The sequence below is a fragment of the Pseudomonas yamanorum genome (genome assembly GCF_900105735.1).
GTDB classification, from domain to species: domain Bacteria; phylum Pseudomonadota; class Gammaproteobacteria; order Pseudomonadales; family Pseudomonadaceae; genus Aquipseudomonas; species Aquipseudomonas yamanorum.
On sequence record NZ_LT629793.1, the window covers coordinates 3453478 to 3469691 of the forward strand.

The window sequence follows — 16214 nt, forward strand, 5'->3', positions numbered from 1 at the left end:
CCTGGTCGGTTGAGGTCGCCTAACGGCACATTGCGGCTCTCTTGCTTGATCCCTCGATTTTGTAAGCCTCTCGTTCCGTCAAACAGCTTTGATCTGTCCTCCCGCGAACCTTGCATAGGTATAGGGGGTACGCCTATCATGCGAGCTAATATAGCCAGGGGGGTATCACGTGGGCCACATCGCATCACACAAAGACGATCTTCTTAAACGCGTAAAACGTATTGCCGGACAGATTCAAGCTGTTGAACGAGCATTGGAATCGGATCTCGACTGCGCCAAGACACTCCATCTTGTTGCGGCCACTCGGGGTGCCATCAACGGGCTGATGGAAGAGATCATCGAGGATCACGCACGAGAGCATGTCGCGAACCCTGCGCTCAGCGAAGAAGAGCGTAACAAGGGCGTCGAAGAGCTTCTTGAAGCTATCCGCCGGTACTCCAAGTGAATGCATCCAGGTAAACACGTATGAGCAGGACAGACATCGATTACACACACGACCACGTGTTTCTAGGCTCAGCGCACGACGAGAATGCCAAGCGTACGCTTTGGGTTGTAGCACTCACGGTGGTAATGATGATCGGGGAGATCACCGCCGGCTATATCACGGGTTCGATGGCGTTACTGGCCGATGGCTTCCACATGGCAACCCATGCCGGCGCATTGGGCATCGCGGCGGCCGCTTACGGATACGCAAAACGCCACGCTACCAGCCAGCGCTACAGTTTCGGTACAGGAAAGGTTGGAGACTTGGGCGGGTTCGCCTCGGCGCTGATTCTCGGCATTGTTGCGTTGGGCATTGGCGTTGAATCGGTCATGCGTTTGTTGCAGCCAACACCGGTTCAATTTGGCACCGCGACCCTCATCGCCGTTGTCGGTTTGCTCGTCAACATTGTCAGTGCCCTGCTGCTGGGGCATGGGCACGACCACGACCACGACCACGATCACGATCACCCTCATGCCCACAACGGAAACGACAACAACTTGAGGTCCGCCTATGTCCATGTCATTGCAGACGCGTTGACGTCGATTCTGGCCATCGCTGCATTGCTTGCCGGTCGGTATCTGGGCTGGGTGTGGCTCGACCCGGTCATGGGTATCGTCGGCGCTATCGTTATCGCGCGTTGGGCCTGGACCTTGATGGGGGTAACTGCGGGCGTGTTGCTCGATCAGACCGACGCCCACGTTGCCGAGGAAATCCGCGAACTCGTTGAGAAACCGGGTGGCGCTACCATTACAGACTTGCACGTTTGGAGGGTGGGTCCTCAAGCGCGCGCGGCGATCGTCAGCGTTCTAGGTGAAGCCACTGTGAACGCCGACAGCATTCGTGAACGTCTCAAACCGGTTCACGAAGTCAGCCACCTGACCGTCGAGTTCCGACAAACATGACTCAGCGCCTGTCCAGCACAGCCTCTATAGGAAACACCGATGCCGCCCGGTAAACGTGAGCTGGCTCGAATCGAGCGCCAGTTGATCGTCACGCTCACCGACGCGTGCGAAACAGCAAAGGACGAGATAAAGGGCTTTATTTGGCTCACTCACACCGCTGACCTAAGTGCGTTGGCTGAAACCCTAAAGGTCATCTGGGTGTTCGAAACCCTGGCTGACAGGAAGCGGGCCGAGATTGATGCGAAGGCCCGCATCTTTGAGTTGACGGCGATCGCCTTGAAAGAGGCCAATCTTGACCTGCCTGTTTCAGACCGCAATGTCCGCTTTGACTCGGAGCAAGAGTGCCAACGCACGCACATAGGCGACTGGAAACGTCGCGTGGCTCAACTACATAAAGCTAAGGGGGACTGACCATGGCAAAAGAAATCGAGAATCCTTGTATCTCGGTTTGCCAACTCAGTGGTGATCTGTGTGTGAGCTGCGGGCGGAATAAGGAAGACATCAGAAAGTGGAAGCGCATGAAGCGGCCCGAAAAAATGGCCGCTGTGCAAAGGGCGAATGCGCGCTTAAAGGGATTGAAGAAAGCACATGGATCGCCATTCCCCCCGAGTTAAAACCGCTGCAATTTTGAAGGTCAGTCAACTCGGGTATTCCTCAGCCTCAATGCATTGAAAACTACCGACGCGGAACTGACGCTCATGGCTATGGCAGCGATCATTGGCGACAGGAGGTGCCCCGTCAATGGATAGAGCAAACCAGCGGCAAGAGGTATACCCATTGAGTTGTAGAGAAAAGCAAAGCCCAAATTCTGGCGCATGTTTTTAACTGTGGCGACCGAAAGAGCTCGTGCTCGTAAGATCCCCATCAGGTCACCTTTGACCAGCGTGAGTTGCGCGCTATTCATCGCCACGTCAGTCCCCGTTCCCATGGCTATCCCCACATCTGCTCGCGCCAGGGCCGGAGCATCGTTGATACCGTCACCTGCCATGGCCACTTTTCGCCCGTGTTGCTGTAGGTCTGCCACCAGACGTTCCTTGTCTTGGGGTTTGACTTCACCGTGGACCTCTTCAATCCCCATCTCCCTGGCGACAGCCCGAGCGGTAGTAAGCCCGTCCCCAGTAGCCATGATGATTTTCACGTTGTGAGCCTTAAGCTTGGTGACGGCCTCTTTTGAGGTTGGCTTGATCGGATCTGATACGGCCAACAAACCTGCCAATGCGCCGTCGACGGCGAGGTAGATAATACTGATGCCGTCAAGTCGCAACACCTCAGCGCGCTCTTGTAGGGAGTTGGTGCTCACGCCTGCGGCTTCCATCAACGCTGTGTTCCCCAGCTGGAGCTTCTTGCCATCGACAACGCCACTGACGCCGATACCCGAATCCGACTCAAAGGATTCGGGCTTGGTGAGCTTTATGTTCTCGGCTCGGGCGTGATCGACGATCGCATGTGCTAAAGGATGCTCGCTGCCCTGATCAAGGCTGGCAGCCAGGTGAAGGACGTCGTCGGGATTGAAGGTGGGAGTGGCCTCCACGCTGTGAAACACGGGCCGTCCCTCTGTCAGGGTGCCTGTCTTGTCGACAATCAGCGTGTCGATTCTGCAAAGGCTTTCAATTGCACTGGCATCTCTGAACAAAACACCCATGCTGGCTGCTTTACCTGTCGACACCATGATCGACATAGGCGTAGCAAGTCCCAACGCACAGGGACAAGCGATGATCAGCACGGCGACAGCGTTGATTAGACCAAACACCCAACTGGGCTCAGGGCCGAAAAGCCCCCAACCGATAAATGTCATTATCGCAATCGCGATAACACCCATCACGAAGTAGCCGGCAATCGAGTCGGCCATTCGTTGCATCGGCGCCTTGGAACGCTGAGCTCTCGCGACCATCTGTACGATCTGGGACAGCATGGTTTCGGCACCGACCTTCTGGGCCTCCATCACCAGGCTCCCATGCGTATTCAGCGTGGCGCCGATCAGGCTATCTCCAGCTTTCTTCATTACCGGGACTGGCTCGCCAGTGAGCATCGACTCATCCACCGCACTTTCACCCTCAAGTACCGAACCATCAACTGGCACCTTTTCACCCGGTCTGACCCGTAAGTGGTCTCCCAGGTGCACATGTGTGAGAGGAATGTCTTCCTCCTGGCCATCGGCATTGATCCGGCGTGCAGTTTTGGGCGAAAGGCCGAGAAGAGACTTAATGGCGGCGGAAGTTTGTGATCGGGCTTTGAGCTCAAGGATCTGGCCAAGCAACGTGAGCGAGATGATGACCGCTGCCGCTTCGAAGTAAACGCCGATACGTCCATCTTGCATGAAATTGGAGGGAAAACTTTGGGGGAAGAGCGTTGCTATGACGCTGTACAGATAAGCTGCGGCGGTGCCCAACCCAATCAGAGTCCACATGTTGGGACTGCGATTTTTAACCGAGGCCAGTCCCCTTACAAAAAAAGGCCATCCTGCCCATAAGGTCACGGGTGTCGCCAGAGCGAACTCGATCCAGTTTTGAGCCGAACCATGAAGAAGTTGTAACGAGTGACCCGCCATCGCGAGCACGGTTACGACCACGGTTAAGGGCAGCGACCACCAGAAGCGGCGATTGAAATCCCGGAGTTCAGGATTTTCTTCTTCATCAAGCGCCGGCATGACAGGCTCTAGTGCCATGCCACATTTAGGACAGTTACCGGGGCCGGTCTGCCGTATTTCAGGATGCATCGGGCACGTAAATTCAGTGCCCGTTTGTACCGCAGACTCCGGCGTTGTGCTGCCTGACTCGTTGCGCACCACGTGGCCACTGTAGCGCTCAGGGTCCGCTCGAAACTTCTCCTGACATTTCAGGCTACAGAACCGATACGTCTGTCCTTGGTAAGTCTCAGCAAATTTACTCGACGAAGTGACTGCCATTCCACACACCGGGTCATGTAGATCAGCATCATCCCGGGAAGCAGCATGGGTGTGATTATGGTCGTGATGGCCAGAGGTGGTAGGCATGTCTATTCCCCTTGTAAGGTGCTACTAGAAATGAGCATATTCAGTACAACGCTGATTTGCGGCTCCACAGTGGTGCGGTGATGTTTCCGCACGGACCCCGGCTGAGAAGCGTTGCTATGTTACTTGCGACTTAGCGTAGCCAACTCTTGCGTCGGGCCGGCAGAAACAGCCGACTCCGGTTTATTTCAGATCAAATTCGCCGACCATTCCCGATTGGTAATGCCCCGGCACGTTGCAGGCAAACTGAAGCCCTGCACTGTCGTTGAAGGTCCAGATCAGCTCTTGGGTTGAGCCAGGCTCAATCAGGACACTGTTAGGGTCGTCATGCTCCATTGCGACCATCTTCATTCCGCCCATGCCGTGGCTCATGCCGCTCATCTTCCCGGTACCGGTAGGGCTTAGTGTTCCGTTCTTGAACATGCTTGCCATTTCTTTCTGGTGTGCTGCATGAGCAGCGGCTTTGCCGATGTTGAACTCATGCAGCAGCGAACCCTCGTTGCGAAGGACAAAGCGGATTGTTTCACCAGGTTTTACGTCGATGCTTTTAGGCTTGAAAAAAATGTCGCCCATCTCGACCTCAACCGTGCGGGTAACGTCAGAGGCCACACCAGGCTGGCCTATGTCGTCTTGTCCATGCCCTGCATTAGCCATAGCCGTGGCAGCGAAAAACAGGGTCATTGCTGCGATGAACGGAGTAGCGAGCGTAGTTTTCATGGTGACCTCAGGAATACGTGGGAACATTGGCTATGCTAATGATGCTCAGCTGCCAGCTAACTGACTTGGGCATTACTTCTTTGTCAGTTTTCTAAATAGATACGGCGTCCAATTGACGCCGCAACAAGATGCTGACAAGTACTTATCCAGGGGGCGTTTATTGATGGTTTTCTGAAAGCATCAATTTGTGCTCGCGCTGCATCTGGCGCAAAACGTCATCAACGATTTTGTCGTGCTTCTCCATCCAGGCTAGATGCTCTTGGGGTGACATTGAGGCATCTGGGTGATCGTTGTGGAGCTGGCTCATGATGTCCCCAAGCATCTTCATGTGTTCTGCCATGTGGACGTGACGCTCTCCTTCAGGGGCTTGTTCAGCTTTCATCAACGTGGCTTCGGCCTTGTCGCGCAAACCTTCCATACGCTCAATGACTCGATCTCCGCCGCTTTCAGCCCACACAGAAGCCGAGACCAGTATCGAGCTTACAAAAAACAGCATTTTCAGGCGGTTCATAGGGGTAGCTCCTCATGAGGGAATCCGACTTCCATACGATTCATCGCTCAGAGGTCGGTCGAGCACCAATGAAGTACTCATGTCTGAACCCTAGCCAGCACTCGCTGACATCTACCTGAAGCCAAGATTACTTTTCTGTCAGTTGCTGGTTGGCTGCCAGTTTTCGTTGCAGACTCCGCTTAACTATTATCTGAGAACGACCTCATGAGACTTCTTGTCGCTGAAGACGAACCAAAAATAGGTATCTATTTGCAGCAAGGGCTCAACGAGGCCGGGTTCAATGTCGACCGTTTCACGAATGGAAAAGAGGCGCTTCAGCACGCTTTGAGCGAAGCCTATGATCTGCTGATTCTCGACGTCATGATGCCGGGTTTGGATGGCTGGGAAGTCCTGCAGAAGGTTCGCGCTTCCGGGAAAGACGTCCCGGTGCTTTTTCTCACCGCCAGAGACCGCGTTGAAGACCGAGTGAAGGGACTTGAACTCGGTGCGGATGACTATCTGATCAAACCCTTCGCGTTTTCTGAATTGCTTGCTCGAGTCAGAACGTTGCTGCGTCGCGGTAGCAGCGCACCTTCGCAAACCTTTATGAAACTGGCTGACCTTGAAGTGGACCTGCTCAAGCGTCGAGCCATCCGAGGAGGCAAACGCATAGACCTTACGGCCAAAGAGTTTGCGTTGCTTGAGCTTCTGCTGCGTCGTCGAGGGGAGGTGCTGCCAAAGTCTCTTATCGCCTCCCAGGTTTGGGATATGAACTTCGACAGCGATACCAACGTTATCGAGGTTGCAGTGAGACGGCTCAGGGCCAAGATAGACGACGATTTTGAGGTCAAGTTGATTCATACCTCAAGGGGAATGGGTTACATGCTCGATGCACCAGATTCGGAGTCGTGATGAACCGGATGTCCCTGACGACTCGTATGAGTCTGATGTTTATGCTCGCGGTAACGGCTGTGCTCACGGTCGCCGGACTCAGTTTCAATAACCTCAGCCGGCATCATTTTAAGATGCTGGATCAGCAGGCATTGTACGAAAAACTCCACTCGACTCAGCGGATCTTGTCCGGGCTGAGCAACATCGATCAATTCAGCGAGGCTAAACCGGAGTTAGAAGCGCTGCTGGGCGCACACCGTGATTTGACTGCGCTTATCATCGATGGCGACGGCAAGGTGCTGTTTGCGGATCCCGGCCCGGTCGACGTTCCGAAGGCGTTTCGCACAACCACAAACACAACCGTCTGGGAATGGCGGGAGCAAGAGCAGATGTTCCGTGGTGTGACTGCCCAATCCGTAGTGACGGGACAAGAAAGGCCATTAACTGTCATGTTGATTTTTGACGTTACTCAGCATATGTCCTTTTTCGAGACGCTCGAACGATGGTTTTGGATAGGGTTGGTGATCAGCGCATTGGTCAGTGCTGCACTCGGCTGGATGGTAGCTAGCAGTGGCATGCGGCCTATCCGCCAGGTCACACGGGTAGCTGCCTCCATGTCAGCAAAATCACTCAAGGAGCGTATTCCCCTGGCACCCGTTCCGAAAGAGCTTCAACAGATGGTGTTGTCGTTCAACGCCATGTTATCCAGGCTCGACGATGCATTTGTCCGGTTATCCAACTTTTCGGCAGACATTGCCCACGAACTACGGACCCCCGTGAGCAACTTGATGACCCACACTGAAGTGGTGCTTTCGAGAAAAAGAAACATCGAGGACTACGAAGACAATTTGTACTCCAATCTTGATGACTTGAAGCGCATGAGCCGGATGATTGATGACATGCTTTTTCTGGCGAAATCTGACAATGGTCTAATTACGCACGAGAACAAGCCAATAGACCTGGTGGCTGTCGTGGAAAAATTGCTTGAGTACTACCGCCTGTTGGCTGATGAACGAGGGATCGAGCTTAAGGTTTCAGGACGGGGGAGCGTGCGAGGTGATGTCCTTATGCTCCACCGAGCGATTTCCAATCTGCTCTCAAATGCGCTGCGCTACACCTATGAAGGGACGTCAATCAGTGTCGATATTCAGCACAAGGATGCGTCGGTAACGGTTGTCGTGGAAAACCATGGTGAGCCCATTGCCCCCGAACACCTTGAAAAGCTGTTTGATCGTTTTTATCGCGTGGACCCAGCGCGGCGAGAAGGAAGTCCAAGCAACGCAGGGCTAGGTCTGTCGATTACCCGATCAATTGTCGAAGCGCACGATGGCAAGATCTGGTGTACGTCAGGCGACGGGAAAACGGCTTTTCATCTTGAGTTTCCGGCCGTCGATTCGACGGTTAGCTGAGCGACAAAACATTTGGGACCAACGGCGTCTTGGCGTTGTGCGTTTAGCTACGCCTCTGCGGATTTTTCAGAGTGATTGAGCTCCCCGGTCCTGCGGTACGCCGTCTCTTTTCAGGCCTTGCTACGCTCAACGATTAGATGCCAAACATCGGATCAAGCTGACTGAAATGTAATCGAACAGTTTGTGATCGTGTGGCATCGTGTTCTCGCACTGTGACGTTAGGGCTAGCGAGTTTCTCCTGTTCAACCTGGCGAAGAGGACGGGGGCTCCGAGTTAATCAACAGTGGTTTTTAAAGAAATTAAAAACTAGTTCCTCCCAAAAAACCTCGAATCAACAGCGCTTGCTGTGAGGAGTCTTGCATGTCATTCCTTAAAACTACGTCCGTGGCCGTTGCAATCACTGCTGGTTTGCTTCTGAGTGCAGTGGCCCAGGCACATCCAAAACTTCTTTCTTCCACTCCGGCAGAAGGCTCGGATGCGGCGGCTCCGTCGAAAATCGAACTGCATTTTTCTGAGAATCTCACCACTCAGTTTTCCGGTGCAAAGCTGATCATGACCGACATGCCTGGCATGCCTAACTCCCCCATGGGTGTAAAGGCCGCTGTCGCTGCTGGTGGTGATCCGAAAACGATGGTGATTACGCCGGCTGCACCGCTGACCACCGGTACCTACAAAGTTGAATGGCGTGCAGTGTCTTCGGACACCCACCCGATCACCGGCAACTTTTCATTCAAAGTGAAATGATCCATGAGCGACTCATTAAATATCGTGGTTCGCTTTGCTCTCTATTTTGACCTGATGTTGTTATTTGGACTGGCCATATTCGGCTTGTACAGTCTCAGGGGAAAGGAAAGGGTATCGGGCACGGTCTTGAACTTTGAGTCGCTTCTTTACGGTACTTCTATTGCAGGTGTAGCTCTGTCCCTTGCTGCGATGTTGTTGCTTGCAAAAGCAATGAGCGGTGTATCGGAGCTTATGGAGCTACATCACCACATTTTTGAAATGGTCATCATGGGCACCGATGTTGGGTTGACCTGGATGGTTCGGATAGCCGCCTTGGTGGGGGCAATTCTGGGCGTCGCGTTGAATAAACGATATCCGACACCCAGCCTCTGGATCGTCACCGCCTGTGGAGCAATCGCGTTGGCCACGCTAGCCTGGACAGGGCATGGTGCCATGGACGAAGGCAGCCGCCGCTACTGGCATTTTCTCAGCGACATTTTCCATTTATTAGCGGCAGGTGGCTGGTTGGGTGCTCTAGCGGCCTTCGCTCTACTGCTGCGGTTGAAATCGCTGAAGGGTGAGGAGGAAGCACGTATTCTTGCCCGCGTGCTGACTGGCTTTGAGTCGGCCGGCGGTGTGATTGTTGCGATCATAAGCGTTACGGGAGTAGTAAATTACCTTTTCATCGTCGGTCCCAACCTTGATGAGGTCATGCTCAGTACCTATGGCCAGTTGCTGTTTTTGAAGATCCTGCTCTTTGCCGGGATGATCGTTTTAGCGACGCTGAACCGCTTTCACTTAAGCCCGCTATTGGAGCGCTCGGTTCGCAATGGTCAATACTCTGTAGCGGTCAATGCCTTGCGCCGCAGCATGAAATTCGAATTCCTGATGGCAATCCTCATCATCTGTCTTGTCGCATGGTTAGGCACGCTAAGTCCTGAAATGGAAATGAGCGCGCAATAGAGGTTTCTGGCAGCTAACCAAGAAGCCTAGAACGTGATTGTTAGCACCATTTCTACTGGCTACACTTCAGCCCATGACACGCTATCTACGGCTTTGCCTGATTTTCCTGATTAGCCTGGCGCTTCCCTTCAGCGGGATGGCGGGTGTTCAGGCGCCGACAGAGCCGTGCCCGATGCAAACCATGGGCATGGCGATGATGGACGGCATGGGCCAAGACTGCTGCCATGACATGAAAAGCCCAACCGAGCACGGTAAACCCTGTAAGCCGGGCCAGGAGTGCAAGACCGGCGGCATGCTGCAAGTCTCCATCATCAAGCCTCCGGTGACCCTGTCGAGCCCCCTCGCAGCGTCCATCTCCATAGATTCCCATCCTGTCCAAACTCCATCAGGGGTATGGCGACCTCCCCGCATTTGATTCCTGTACCACACTGAGCCTCATTCCGCGTCAGGCGGTATGGGATATCTGCGTGCATCTCTCATGAAGCACGCAGTGGATCATCACAGGAATCGTGAACATGAAATCCAAGTGCTATTGCACAGGGCGGCCCCTCGTGGCCATCTTGGCGGCAAGCGTATTGGCCACGCCGAGTTTCGCTGCTGCGTTGACACTCGATGATGCTTTGCAGCTGGCTGAAACCAATGCGCCGTCGCTGACTGCACAAGATGCAAAAATTCGTGCCGCCACTAGTGCAGCCATCCCAGCCGGGGAACTACCCGATCCCAAGTTGCTGGTAGGTATACAGAACTATCCCATTGGGGGGCCGGATCGCTGGAGCATCGATCAGGACTTCATGACCATGCAAATGGTCGGTGTCAGTCAGGAAATGCCGAACAGCGCCAAACGAAAAGCCCGAATCGAGGTTGCTGATGCAGCCATTGACCGCGCTGCCGCTGAGCGTCTGGTCGAACGTCTAAAGGTTCGTCAGGCCACGGCGCTGGCCTGGATCAGCAGCTATTCCGTTGAGCGTAAAGACGCGCTGTTCCAGGACTTCTATAGGGAAAACCGCCTGCTGGCCGATACCGTCCGCGCGCAGATTGCCGGTGGCCGCGCTCAACCTGCTGATGCCGTCACGCCCAAACAGGAGGCGGCACAACTGGAAGAGCAGCAGGACGATCTGATTCGCCAGAGATCGCAAGCCCGAGCAGCTTTGAAGAGCTGGATTGGACCAGCCGCAAACGATAAACCTGTGGGCAGCTTGCCTGAATGGCCTGTAGAAGCCTCTGGGTACTCTCACAACGTTCAACATCACCCAGAATTGGCAGCGTTTGCCCCAATGACCCGCGAAGCGCAGGCCAAGGTGCGCGAGGCCGAAGCGGAAAAGCGGTCTGATTGGAGCTGGGAAGTCGACTATCAGCATCGCGGCCGAGAGTTCGGCGACATGGTCAGCGTGCAGTTTTCATGGGATCTACCACTGTTTCCTGACTCGCGACAAAACCCAAAAATCGCAGCCAAGCATGCGGAACTCAATCAGCTTGAGGCTGAGCGTGAGGTCCTTTCACGCGAGCACACCCAGCAATTGGAGGATGACTTAGCGGACTATGAGCGCCTGAACCGCGCCGTTCATCGAGCCCAGACCAGCCTGCTCCCTTTGGCTAAGGAAAAGGTCGAGCTCACTATGGCCAGCTATCGCGCCGGCAAAGGCGATCTGAACTCCGTCGTGGCCGCTCGGCGCGAGCTTATCGAAGCCCGTCTCAAGCAGATTGATGTTGAAGAGCAGCGTGCTCTCACCAGCGCTCGCCTGTATTTCGCCTATGGGGAGTCCGCTCAATGATCTCTCGAACATGGAAAGGGGTTTTTGTTGTCAGCATCTCAATTGCTTTGGGAGTCGCCGGTGGTTACTGGTTGGCTCAACCGAGGGTGAGCGCAGTACCGGATGCAGCATCGGAGCCGAAGCCGGAGTCCTCAGTCGATCGCAAGGTTCTGTATTGGTACGACCCCATGTACCCACAACAGAAATTCGATAAGCCGGGTAAGTCGCCCTTCATGGACATGGAGATGGTCCCTCAGTACGCGGATAGCAAGGGGGACAGCGCCACTGTTCGCATTGATCCAAGCCTGACCCAGAATCTTGGTGTGCGACTGGCTACGGTCAATCGAGGTGTGTTTGCTTCGAGTCTGGACGTTGTAGGTGTATTGACCTTCAACGAGCGTGACGTCGCCGTCATCCAGGCCCGTACGGCGGGTTTCGTCGAGCGCGTGTATGCCCATGCTCCTGGCGATGTGATCAAAGCCAACGCCGCCTTGGCGGATATTCTTGTCCCGGAGTGGTCTGCGGCTCAGGAGGAGTTTCTCGCACTTAAGCGTAGCGGCGATGCGGGCTTGCTGGCAGCGGCTCGCCAGCGTTTGCGGCTTACCGGGATGCCGGCGGCATCGATTACTCAAGTAGAGCGCAGTGGCAACGTCCAACCGAACCTGACCCTCACCAGCCCTATCAGTGGGGTGTTGCAAGAACTCGATGTGCGCGAAGGTATGACAGTGGCTGCCGGCCAAACACTGGCACGCGTGAATGGGTTGAGTAACGTCTGGCTGGCTCTGGCGGTCCCGGAGACTGAATTCGGGTCGATACAGCTGGGACAAGTGGCTGAGGCGCGTTTGCCCGCGTTCCCAGGCGTCGTGCTCAACGGCGTGGTAAGCGCGATTCTTCCAGAAACCAATCCCGATAGTCGCACCCTTCGCGTGCGCGTCGAATTGCCTAACCCGCAAGGCCGTCTCAGGCCGGGTATGACCGCACGCGTGAGCCTTAATCGCGCGACGGAGCAAAGTGTGCTGTGGGTGCCGAGCGAGGCGGTCATTCGCACCGGTCTACGTGCCCTGGTGATGCTCGCTGAAGACGCCGGTCGCTATCGTCCCGTGGAGGTGCAACTTGGGCAGGAAAGCGATGGCAAGACGGCGATATTGAAAGGGTTGGAAGAGGGCCAAAAAGTGGTTAGCTCTGGCCAGTTCCTGCTCGACTCAGAGGCCAGTCTTAAAGGCATCGTTGCCAAATCAGAGGAACCTTCACCCACCAGTGCAGCCGCCGCCGGTTTGCATGAAGCGGATGGGCAAATCGTTGAGATCAACGATAAAGAAGTCACTCTCGCTCACGGCCCTTTTAAGACGCTGGGCATGCCTGGCATGACGATGACGTTCCCGCTCGCCAATCCCGCTCTGATGCAGGGTCTTAAAACGGGCGACAAGGTCCGGATAGGTGTGAATCAGACCGACGACGGCTTGCGTGTTGAGCGTCTGGACAAATCAGGGGGCCAGCCATGATTGCAGCCCTGATTCGTTGGTCCGTAACCAACCGATTCCTGGTGCTACTGGCGACGCTGTTTATCACGGCGTGGGGCATTTGGTCGGTGCAGAGCACGCCCATTGATGCGCTACCAGACTTGTCCGATGTGCAGGTGATCATCCGCACCCCGTATCCTGGACAAGCACCCCAGATTGTCGAGAACCAGGTCACCTATCCGTTGGCCACCACCATGCTCTCAGTACCAGGTGCCAAGACGGTGCGTGGTTATTCCTTTTTCGGTGACAGCTTTGTCTATGTGCTGTTCGAAGACGGCACTGACTTGTACTGGGCTCGCTCGCGGGTGTTGGAGTACTTGAGCCAAGTACAAAGCCGCTTGCCGGCCAGCGCCAAGCCAGCGTTGGGGCCAGATGCGACAGGCGTAGGATGGATCTTCCAGTACGCGCTGGTGGATCGCACTGGCGGGCATGATCTGGCGCAGCTACGCGCACTTCAGGACTGGTTCCTCAAGTTTGAACTCAAGACCCTGCCCAATGTGGCGGAAGTGGCCACTGTGGGCGGCATGGTCAAGCAGTACCAAGTGCAGCTTGATCCGCTCAAACTGGCCAGTCTTGGTATTACGCAGGCCGAGGTGACCGAAGCGATCGGCAAGGCCAATCAGGAAACGGGTGGCGCGGTGCTGGAGATGGCAGAGACCGAGTTCATCGTGCGTGCATCCGGCTACCTGAAGACGCTCAATGATTTTCGGGCGATCCCCCTCAAGCTGGGATCGGGCGGTGTGCCGGTGAACTTGGGCGATGTCGCCACGATCCAGTTGGGGCCGGAGATGCGCCGTGGCATCACCGAACTCGACGGCGAAGGCGAGACGGTTGGCGGCGTGGTGATTTTGCGCAGCGGTAAGAATGCTCGCGAGACCATTGCGGCGGTCAAAACCAAACTCGACGAACTCAAAAGCAGCCTGCCGGCCGGGGTGGAAATCGTCACCACCTACGATCGCAGCAAGCTGATCGACCGTGCTGTGGAAAATCTCAGCCACAAGCTCATCGAAGAGTTCATCGTTGTCGCATTGGTTTGCGGGATCTTTCTTTGGCACCTGCGCTCGTCCCTGGTGGCGATCATTTCCCTGCCGGTCGGTGTGCTGATGGCCTTTATTGTCATGCGCTACCAAGGGATTAACGCGAACATCATGTCCTTGGGCGGGATAGCCATCGCCATCGGCGCCATGGTCGATGCTGCTGTGGTAATGATCGAAAACGCACACAAGAAGATTGAGGCCTGGCACGTCGCCAATCCTGGTGAGGAACTGAAGGGTGAGCGTCATTGGCATGTAATGACCGAAGCAGCGGCTGAAGTTGGACCAGCTCTATTCTTCTGTTTGTTGATCATCACCCTTTCGTTCATTCCGGTGTTCACCCTGCAAGCGCAAGAGGGGCGGTTGTTCGGCCCGCTGGCTTTTACCAAAACCTACGCCATGGCCGCAGCAGCAGGATTGTCAGTGACCTTGGTGCCGGTGTTGATGGGCTATTGGATTCGGGGACGGATTCCTAGTGAAAAAAACAACCCGCTGAACCGCTGGCTCATCCGGATCTACCAGCCGGCTCTGGATGCAGTGCTGCGGCGACCGAGGGTCACGCTGCTGGTGGCGGCGTTGGTGTTTTTTAGTGCGCTATGGCCACTGTCGCGCTTGGGTGGCGAGTTTCTTCCGCCTTTGAATGAGGGCGACCTGCTCTATATGCCTTCGGCCCTGCCCGGATTATCCGCACAGAAAGCGGCGCAACTGCTGCAACAAACCGACCGTCTGATAAAAACCGTGCCGGAGGTCGAACATGTCTTCGGTAAAGCGGGACGTGCCGAAACTGCCACCGACCCGGCGCCGCTGGAGATGTTCGAAACCACTATCCAGTTCAAGCCGCAGGAGCAATGGCGCCCAGGCATGACTCAGGAAAAACTGGTGGAGGAGCTGGACCGAGTGGTGCGGGTTCCTGGGCTGACCAATATCTGGATACCACCGATTCGCAACCGAATCGACATGCTGGCTACGGGGATCAAAAGTCCAATTGGTGTAAAGATTGCCGGCACCAATCTGACGGAGATTGATTCCGCGACTCAAGCGGTCGAGCGAGTGGCCAAGGGCGTACCCGGTGTCAGTTCGGCTCTGGCCGAGCGATTAACCGGTGGACGTTACATCGACGTGGATATCGACCGAAAAGCCGCCGCCCGATACGGACTGAATATCGCCGATGTGCAGTCAATCGTGGCCGGCGCTATCGGCGGTGAAAATGTCGGCGAGACCATCGAAGGGCTTGCACGCTTCCCAATCAACGTCCGTTACCCTCGGGAATGGCGGGATTCGCTTGGCGCTTTGGAGCAGTTGCCAATTTACACCCCGCTAGGCAGCCAGATCACCCTTGGCACAGTGGCGAAGATCAAGGTCAACGACGGGCCGCCGATGCTCAAAAGTGAAAACGCACGGCCTTCAGGCTGGGTGTACATCGACGTGCGCGGCCGGGACATTGCCTCCGTAGTCGCCGATTTGCGCCGGCTCGTCAGCGAGCAGGTCAAGTTGCAGCCCGGCATGAGCCTGAGCTACTCAGGTCAGTTCGAATTTCTTGAGAGGGCCAACGCACGACTAAAACTGGTGGTCCCTGCCACGCTGCTGATCATCTTCGTGCTGCTTTACCTGACATTTGCCCGCTTTGACGAGGCCCTGCTGATTATGGCCACGCTGCCATTTGCCCTCACGGGCGGTGCATGGTTTCTTTATCTTTTGGGATTCAACCTGTCGGTTGCCACCGGGGTCGGCTTTATCGCCTTGGCCGGCGTTTCTGCCGAATTTGGCGTGATCATGCTGCTCTACCTGAAAAATGCCTGGGCCGAGCGTCAAGACCTCGGTGACAACACAGAACGCGGGTTAATGGCCGCGATTCTTGAAGGCGCTGTGCAGCGCGTTCGACCCAAGGCCATGACCGTGGCGGTGATTATCGCTGGTTTGTTACCTATACTTCTGGGAAGCGGTACCGGCAGCGAGGTGATGAGCCGCATTGCCGCCCCGATGATTGGCGGTATGGTCACGGCGCCCTTGCTGTCGCTGTTTGTCATTCCGGCGGCCTATCAGCTCATGCGCCGCCGAAACCTATCCGCTGAGCTTGGCAGGGACTGACGCGTAGAAAATGGACAAAAGGGGCTGCGCTTGCAGCCTCGTTTGCTCTGCACATCTCGTTTTCATCAGTCCTGTTCGCGATGTGTATTGAAATTAGCGAGTTTATGTCTTTTGCATAAACTCGCTAATTTCGATACATACGCTGTGGTCAGTGCCATGACCCACCAGCACTTGCCTGAAAACGAACGCTGCCACCACTGTGTTTCGATGACCCAGAAAAGCATTCTGACTCAAAGCCGACTCAGCATTCGTC

At 55.3% G+C, this 16214-nt stretch carries 15 protein-coding genes; 12 read left to right on the plus strand and 3 right to left on the minus strand.

The annotated features are described in order from the left end of the window. Window positions 1–169: 169 nt before the first annotated feature. The 4 genes from BLU46_RS16245 to BLU46_RS16260 are packed head-to-tail and all read left to right on the plus strand — an operon-like array spanning window position 170 to window position 2000. Entirely contained in the window at window positions 170–445 is a 276-nt protein-coding gene (locus BLU46_RS16245) for a metal/formaldehyde-sensitive transcriptional repressor (protein WP_073470825.1), read from the plus strand. A 20-nt stretch (window positions 446–465) separates the two neighbouring features. Beyond that, window positions 466–1386, plus strand: a complete 921-nt coding sequence (gene dmeF / locus BLU46_RS16250) for a CDF family Co(II)/Ni(II) efflux transporter DmeF (protein WP_093203443.1) — start codon at window positions 466–468, stop codon at window positions 1384–1386. 39 nt (window positions 1387–1425) lie between these two features. Next, on the plus strand, window positions 1426–1797 hold the full coding sequence (locus BLU46_RS16255; protein WP_045061253.1) for a hypothetical protein: 372 nt from the start codon (window positions 1426–1428) through the stop codon (window positions 1795–1797). Window positions 1798–1799: 2 nt separating this feature from the next. Continuing rightward, entirely contained in the window at window positions 1800–2000 is a 201-nt protein-coding gene (locus tag BLU46_RS16260; protein WP_019816980.1) for a DUF1289 domain-containing protein, read from the plus strand. Window positions 2001–2020: 20 nt separating this feature from the next. On the opposite strand, the gene BLU46_RS16265 is transcribed toward BLU46_RS16260, so the two are convergent. From BLU46_RS16265 to BLU46_RS16275, 3 genes are all read right to left on the minus strand, one after another. Beyond that, window positions 2021–4378, minus strand: coding sequence for a heavy metal translocating P-type ATPase (locus BLU46_RS16265; RefSeq protein ID WP_024014913.1), 2358 nt, complete (start codon window positions 4376–4378; stop codon window positions 2021–2023). Between the two features lie 180 nt (window positions 4379–4558). Beyond that, window positions 4559–5092, minus strand: a complete 534-nt coding sequence (locus BLU46_RS16270; RefSeq protein ID WP_019816982.1) for a cupredoxin domain-containing protein — start codon at window positions 5090–5092, stop codon at window positions 4559–4561. 157 nt (window positions 5093–5249) lie between these two features. Next, window positions 5250–5603 carry a co-regulatory protein PtrA N-terminal domain-containing protein gene (locus BLU46_RS16275; protein ID WP_024616841.1) on the minus strand — a complete coding sequence of 118 codons (354 nt, stop codon included), beginning with the start codon at window positions 5601–5603 and terminating at the stop codon, window positions 5250–5252. Between the two features lie 204 nt (window positions 5604–5807). On the opposite strand from BLU46_RS16275, the gene BLU46_RS16280 reads away from it, so the two are divergent. From BLU46_RS16280 to BLU46_RS16315, 8 genes are all read left to right on the plus strand, one after another. Then, entirely contained in the window at window positions 5808–6494 is a 687-nt protein-coding gene (locus BLU46_RS16280; protein ID WP_019816984.1) for a heavy metal response regulator transcription factor, read from the plus strand. Beyond that, on the plus strand, window positions 6494–7882 hold the full coding sequence (locus BLU46_RS16285) for a heavy metal sensor histidine kinase (RefSeq protein ID WP_093203446.1): 1389 nt from the start codon (window positions 6494–6496) through the stop codon (window positions 7880–7882). Before BLU46_RS16280 ends, BLU46_RS16285 begins: the two co-directional genes overlap by 1 nt. Window positions 7883–8242: 360 nt before the next feature. Further along, window positions 8243–8626 carry a copper homeostasis periplasmic binding protein CopC gene (copC, locus tag BLU46_RS16290; RefSeq protein ID WP_024014909.1) on the plus strand — a complete coding sequence of 128 codons (384 nt, stop codon included), beginning with the start codon at window positions 8243–8245 and terminating at the stop codon, window positions 8624–8626. Window positions 8627–8629: 3 nt separating this feature from the next. Then, the gene (gene copD, locus BLU46_RS16295) at window positions 8630–9568 is read left to right on the plus strand and encodes a copper homeostasis membrane protein CopD (protein ID WP_024014908.1); all 939 of its coding nucleotides are present in this window, start codon (window positions 8630–8632) and stop codon (window positions 9566–9568) included. A 73-nt stretch (window positions 9569–9641) separates the two neighbouring features. After that, a complete protein-coding gene (locus BLU46_RS33225; protein WP_080377434.1) occupies window positions 9642–9983 on the plus strand; it encodes a hypothetical protein in 342 nt (113 codons plus the stop codon). A gap of 100 nt (window positions 9984–10083) precedes the next feature. Further along, the gene (locus tag BLU46_RS16305) at window positions 10084–11340 is read left to right on the plus strand and encodes a TolC family protein (protein WP_024014906.1); all 1257 of its coding nucleotides are present in this window, start codon (window positions 10084–10086) and stop codon (window positions 11338–11340) included. Continuing rightward, window positions 11337–12821 carry an efflux RND transporter periplasmic adaptor subunit gene (locus BLU46_RS16310; RefSeq protein ID WP_093203448.1) on the plus strand — a complete coding sequence of 495 codons (1485 nt, stop codon included), beginning with the start codon at window positions 11337–11339 and terminating at the stop codon, window positions 12819–12821. The genes BLU46_RS16305 and BLU46_RS16310 overlap by 4 nt, the downstream gene beginning before the upstream one ends. Further along, window positions 12818–15961 carry an efflux RND transporter permease subunit gene (locus BLU46_RS16315; RefSeq protein WP_093203451.1) on the plus strand — a complete coding sequence of 1048 codons (3144 nt, stop codon included), beginning with the start codon at window positions 12818–12820 and terminating at the stop codon, window positions 15959–15961. The genes BLU46_RS16310 and BLU46_RS16315 overlap by 4 nt, the downstream gene beginning before the upstream one ends. Window positions 15962–16214: the final 253 nt, after the last annotated feature.